The 6659-nt window shown below is 41.0% G+C and carries 5 protein-coding genes; 2 read left to right on the top strand and 3 right to left on the bottom strand.

Annotation, left to right across the window (positions count from 1 at the left end):
- Nucleotides 1-152: 152 nt before the first annotated feature.
- On the bottom strand, nt 153-1373 hold the full coding sequence (locus tag GF401_15520) for a glycosyltransferase (protein MBD3346462.1): 1221 nt from the start codon (nt 1371-1373) through the stop codon (nt 153-155).
- Between the two features lie 337 nt (nt 1374-1710).
- Here GF401_15520 and GF401_15515 point away from each other — a divergent pair, with 337 nt between their 5' ends.
- Nucleotides 1711-2586 (top strand): methyltransferase domain-containing protein, encoded by an 876-nt coding sequence (locus GF401_15515; protein ID MBD3346461.1) that lies wholly within the window; start codon nt 1711-1713, stop codon nt 2584-2586.
- 203 nt (nt 2587-2789) lie between these two features.
- Here the strand turns inward: GF401_15515 and GF401_15510 are convergent, their stop codons facing one another.
- Nucleotides 2790-3590 (bottom strand): methyltransferase domain-containing protein, encoded by an 801-nt coding sequence (locus GF401_15510; GenBank protein MBD3346460.1) that lies wholly within the window; start codon nt 3588-3590, stop codon nt 2790-2792.
- Nucleotides 3591-3875: 285 nt separating this feature from the next.
- Here GF401_15510 and GF401_15505 point away from each other — a divergent pair, with 285 nt between their 5' ends.
- Entirely contained in the window at nt 3876-5996 is a 2121-nt protein-coding gene (locus tag GF401_15505) for a hypothetical protein (protein MBD3346459.1), read from the top strand.
- Between the two features lie 305 nt (nt 5997-6301).
- Here the strand turns inward: GF401_15505 and GF401_15500 are convergent.
- Nucleotides 6302-6659: hypothetical protein (locus GF401_15500; GenBank protein ID MBD3346458.1), on the bottom strand; the 358-nt coding region annotated here is incomplete at its 5' end.

The raw sequence follows: 6659 nt of genomic DNA, 5'->3' as shown, positions 1-6659 counted from the left end.
TACTGCCTTTATGAAAAAAACTCAAAAAAAAGCGGATAAAAAGTTCGTTCATCCAATTCAAAAAAATGAGTTGCAGCGTCTTATGAAAAAATTGAACGATTTGCATGCATCCGAACATGCTGCACAGCCGAAACAATAAACGCTTACTAGCTTTACTTTTTTTCCATCCCTGATACAAAACCGCATGCATCCAGAATCGCTCTGCCCCGATGCTGCCAGGTGTGATTTTTAACAAGGATATCTCTCGAGAAATTTGCAGATGTATGAGAGTTCAAAAACGCAATAGCCTCACTTAGTGCTGATTTTATTTCATCGATAAAGGGTTTTTCGGGATCATAGAGAAACGCACTGGGGAGTTCACTGCATATTTCTTTGATCTGCCCAAGTCGAGGCGCGATTATTATTTTGTCTAGCGCCAGTGCCTCGAACATTTTCATCGGAGAAAAGTAAAAGATCGGCATTGTTGGATAGGGCATAATCACTATATCGGCCAGGTCGATAAAATGTGCCATTTCCGAATGGGCGACCTGGCCGGTTGCGCATATTTTATTTTTTCTTATCAATGCAGGTAGTTTAAGGTACTCACCACTGTTCTTATCGGGCCCCTTGCCAATTATCAGGAAAAATGTATCATAATAAAAATTGAGAACATCAGGGATTGCAGCGATCAGGGTATTAATCCCGTGCCAGCCTGCCTGGGTTCCCGAATATGCCACGACAATATCTTTGTTTCCAATGCTGAGTTTTTTTCTATTCTTGGATCTGAATTCTTCCGGAGCCGGTTTGAATTCATCCGGATCAGCGGCATTAGGGCACATGAACAGGCGGTTTTCTTTGACTTTGTGATCAATCCAGTATTTTCTGCATTCTTCAGAAATAACAAGAACAGCATCGGCCATACGTGTTCGCCAGGTAACAAATGGACGTACCAGGTGGGTTGGAATGTTATTAAACCAGTCAAATTCTTCTGCGATGCCGTCGTTATCAATAATAAACGGTATTCTTAACAATGCGCAGGATATTGGAAATGAAATCACATGATCGGGCCGCACAATAACTACCGCAGGCTTTGTTTTGAGCAGGATACATAATTCAGCAAAAAGAAATTTCAATGAACTGAGCACATAAAAAAGCAGTTTGACGGCTTTGTAAGCCTGGTTTATGGATGTAGTAATTTCTTCAGCAGGCTTAAAGCTTGAATATTTATATTCTCCTCCAGTCGCAAATGTATTCTTTGATTTGATTTTGAATTGCTGTGTTTCAGAAGCTTTGATTTTGTCAAAAAATTGTTTGCCCGGTCCGAATTCCTTATCTAAAAAATAAACCAATACATTGCGGCCTTCTTTACTTACTGCACGTGCCAGTTCAAACATGCGGATTAATGGACCGGGAGACTTACCGCTGGAATAATAGAAAAACAGTATTGTCTTTTTGCTGTAAGCTAATCTTGCAGTCCCCGGCGTAGCAACTTCTCCTAAAAACTAATCGTTTATATCATCATTACGGCTCAAAAAACAAGAATATACTAATAATCTGTTAAGAAATGCTTAGATCAATGTTAGGATTTTTATAGTGCAAACCCTAACAAAAAAGCAATATTTTTATCGTTGTTTCAACATTCTTTAATATTTATTTTTAAGGTTTGCAGACCCCTTAGCGCAGGACCTGCACCTGAATCAAACTTTTTTCAATAGAAAAGGCCAATATTGTATGTATTCACCTGTCACAAGAGCAGCAACCCGAATCGCCCGAACAATTCTTCCCGTTTCGATAAGGCGGCCATTCGGTCGATTTGTCTATCGCACGAATTTATTTTGGTTGTCAAGCATATTCAAGCAAAGCGTCGAAAAAAAATACGCCGGCATAGCAGCAGACACCGGAATCCCTTTTATGAACCTTGGTTATTATGACCAGGAATTACAAAAGCAATTGCACTTAAAAAACGACGATGAACCCTGGCGCTATAATATTCAATTGTACCACCATCTGGCCGCCGGCATTGATTTGACAAACAAAAATATCCTTGAGATTGGATGTGGGAACGGCGGGGGATGTTATTATCTGGCAAACTATCATTCTCCTCAGAACGTGGTAGGTATGGACCTATCATCGGACAATGTTGAATTCTGCCGTAAAAAACATGGAAACTATGCCTTATTCATAAAAGGCGACGCGGAAAGAATAAGCAGGCACCTTACTGCCGATGTACCCGGGTCATATGATGTTGTATTTAACATAGAATCATCCCATCACTATCCGAATATAGACAGGTTCTTTTCTGAGGTTGCAAAGGTGCTTGTATCCAATGGTATTTTCTGCTATGCCGGCTTCAGCACACTTGACACATTAGATAAGAACGAAGATCTGATTAAGAAAGTCGGCTTTACAATTGCCCGGAAAAACAACATAACTACTCATGTGCTCGAATCTTTGAACAGGGACAAAAAAAGGAAAGAAGAATTCCTCAGCACCAGCAGAGAATATTCATATATGCTTTCCTTCTTTGCTCATCCTGATTCGTGGGAATATAATGCTTTCAAATCCGGCGCCAAAGAATACCGGAGCTATATTTGCACGAAAAATTGATCTGCCATCATTTCATTTATACCGTGTTCGCAAAGACAAAGAGCAGGCCGCAAGCATAATAAGCAAAATCCCTGAGAGGGCGAACCCGGATCTGCTCGTTACCGGTACTACTATCGGAGGTTCCGCAATACAATCTCTGATGATATCCAAAGATTTAAAGTAATATTGGAAATATGCAAGTAACTGCCTGCACGATATTATTTCTATTTATAGTATATAGCCACAAGATCCTCATGCTTTTCACCTGAAAATAAAGTAACCTCTGGATATTCATTCGAGAGATTACAGGAGGGATTCTCATAAATCCATGTCTGGTATTTCAGCGAAAAATCCGAAGATTTAAAAAGCTTAAAATCAGCAAAATACGATGAGTATTTTTCATAATAATCTTGTCCGATAATTCGAGCATGTCCACACTTATCAATTTTGCCGTCAGGATATTCAAATGTATACTCTGCAATAACCGGGACATGAATCAGCGCAAACCCTCCGGGTGAAAGCACCCTGGAAACCTCCTTAAACGCAGCCAGGTCATCCTTTACATGCTCAATTACATGCGCAGCAAATATAAAATCAAAGCAATCGTTTCCAAAAGGCATATCAGTAATATCAGCTTTGTGATCTACATTTTTCATAAATAAATCTAAGGTAGTATACGTTTTAAATTTCGGTCTCAACTGTTTCCTGAAAAATTGCTCCGGTGCAATATGCAGCATAGACATCCGGGCAAGATCATGGGCCTCAAATAAACTTTTCATCACCAACCAGGCAAGCCTGTGCCGTTCACCGGAACCACATTGTGGGCAAGTAGAATACATCCTTTTTCCATATTCGGTATCAGTATTCATAAATGGTCCCTTGTAACTGCACATTGGGCACTCAAATTGTTGTTGCATTTTATGCACAATAGCATAAAGCCAGGGGTAAACTGAATTAATGAGTGGGATCTTTCTTATTCTTCTCATAATTTTTTCTGTTTTGAATCTCATCAAAATACCCATCATTCATAATGTACTCTAGTTATAAAGAGACAAAAAATATAATGCAATATTTAGATTATTGTTAGCGTATGCTCATTATATTATTAACGGAGCTTTTTATCGGGGCTTTTTTGGGACCACCCAGAAAATGCAGCCACCTGCAATTTAATCGGTTAATCTTATAAATGTTTTTCTTGCTTATCGCTTACATTATACTAATAAACTAAAATCATATTAATAAGTTTATATGTAACTCCCAGATAAGGCTTTTCACTTATTGTTACGCTATCGTCTTAGCGAGAAAAATATATGCATAAACCTGCGACATTTGTTCTCTATTTGACGGCCTCTACATTCGCGCTCGAAGGATGGGCTTTAGCGCTGGATACGAGCAGGGTTCCGGAAGGCAATCTTATCCTGATCAATGCAAATACCTACGAGAGGCAAACAATTGTTGAAGGCCCGGTGCAAAGCGCCTGTTTTTCCAATGACGGTCAACGGATCGCCTATGCACTGAATAATAATCTATATGTAATAAATTCCACCCTTTCAGGCAATTCCATAAAACATACAGTAAACTGGAATGGGCACAATCTGATGTTTGTCCGGAATAATTCAAAGGAGTACCTTTACTGGGACAGCCATTATCAAGGATTATGCAGAGTCGAGCTTGGAACAAGTCTGGTTGAGAAGGTAATAAGCAGTGCATCTGATATTCTGGGACAGGTATCGCATGACGGTACGAGGGCATGCATACGGTTTAATTCCGGCGGGTGGGTATACAGTGCCAATCTTATCTACAAAATATGGTCGGGGATTGCTACAGGATGTATGCCTGCACTTTCGGTTGATGGCGAATGGTGCGCACATAATACAACTAACCATGATACGATAAAAATTTACAAATGGTGGGATCATACTGCACAGCATTGCATTACTGGATGGCATATTTCCGATATGCGTTTTTCACGCGCATCAGCAGACTATATCGTATATACACAAGGAACAGACCAGGTAGCTGTTTGCCATCGTCCGACAAATACAACATTTATTCTTGGTGACGGTTACGCCATGGATTTTTTCGAAGGCAAATTCGACAGCTCTGTCCAGACGGTTGAAAAACCGCTGATTTCGCCTTCAGGTGGGATAATTTTCGAAGAAACTATTCCTGTTACCATACGATGCGAAACCCCCGGAGCAAAACTTCGATATACAATTAATGGAACAACTCCCGATCTGAGTACTTCAAACAGTATACAAACGGGGGACACACTTTTTCTATCAATTCCCGAAAACAGCCAGACTTGCATCCATGCCCGTGCTTTCAAGGACAGCCTCTTTCCCAGCACCGTTGCAACCGCCAATTTTATCAGAAGCACGCTAAAAGAGCCCGATAATCCAGACAGCGTTATACATGGACTCAAATTTCAATACTATGAAATGCCTGAACCTGTTCTTGAATCTCTTGCAGTTTCTCTTCCCACCGATACCGGCACGGTATCTGGATTTAGTCTCGATATATTGCAGCGCGAGAATAATGTCGGCATAGTTTACAGCGGATATTTTTACGCACTTACCGATGGTATTTACACCTTTTTGACAGAATCCTTTGGAATCAGCGAACTGTATATCGGATCAAAAATGATCGTCTCTAATTATCCGGGACTTGGAAAGCAGCATGGCACAATCGGATTGAAGAAAGGTATGCACCAAATTTTTCTTCTTTATCAAAACAGCGATTTGTACAAACCTCACCTGTCACTATATTATGAGGGACCGGGAATACCCCTTCAACCGATTTCCGGCAACGAGTTGTACCGGGATAAACCCGACTACCCTCTTATTACTATTTTAGATCCCAACGGCGGCGAAATATACCAGACAGGAGAAGAAATAGCTATTAACTGGAGCACCGACTGCGATATTATCAGTTCTGTTATATTAATGATATCGCCGGATGCCGGCAAAAATAATTTTTATATCGATCTCAGCGGGAGCCTTCGATGCGATACCACAAATTATGGCTCTTTTTCATGGACCATTCCGGATTCTATCGATGGCACTCCTTTATCATCCGACTCATGCATAATAATAGTTTCAAAATATGATGATTTTAAACTATCGGATGCTTCAGATAACCCTTTTGTAATCAAACCCGGCGAACAAGGATTAAAAATATCGGGAAATTCTCCATTTAAAAGCACTCCGGAAATCAGAATTAATAATTTTAATATTTATATGGCTGCAATCCCCCGGGAAATCACCCATGCAAGGCTATTTGCTGCAAATGGAAGAATGCTGATGACGAAACAAGTAACTTCATGCGGTATTTTGCCTGTTTCTAATGTAGCTGAAGGTATTTACTGGCTCCAATTACTTTGTAAAGACAAAGTTTTTTTCAGCAAAAAAGTAATTGTTGGAATATTTTAACAGCCGCATTATTTCTATTTACCTGCTTATTGCACCAGAATCTGCGGAATAGTCAATAGCGTGATCTGGTCTTGGAAAATCCTCGACAGAAAAAACCGGGACCTCATCTTGTGAATTATCTACGCCTGAGTTGGACGATAAAGGCTGGAGAGATTCGCTTTGATTATCATTACTTTGCGATGTTTTGTCCTCATTTGTTTGATAAAATGTATCATGGACCGGCAAGCCTTTTTCAGAAAGCGGTTCAGGTAATCTGCAAAACCATTGCATTTCCGATGGGAGCCGGGGAAATATTGCAGCCCCGGTTATGCTGTCTTTTGCAAATACTCATACAGTTCCGCATTCCGCAGCAGCACCCGAATGGGATCACCGGCATCCTGCGACAATTCCGAAAACTCGATCCCCCACCGGTGTTCGCTTCCATCGGTGGAACTCCACCGGACAATGCCTTTGCAGGAGGTGACCCCGTGCCGGGTCCAGATATCGACTGTGATCTCTTCGCCTTTGCGCAAAAACAGGCGGTCCGCGGCTTCGGGAGCAATAAACTTTGCCCCGGCTCCGGAAAGCTCGGCTAAAAACGCATTGTGCACTTTTCCGTGGTGCTCTATCCACGAAGGACAAAACTGCTCGATTCGCAATGTATCCGGTTTTCTCCGGTTGCGG

The organism is Chitinivibrionales bacterium (assembly GCA_014728215.1).
GTDB lineage: Bacteria > Fibrobacterota > Chitinivibrionia > Chitinivibrionales > WJKA01 > WJKA01.
This window is presented reverse-complemented; position numbering and strand designations above follow the sequence as displayed.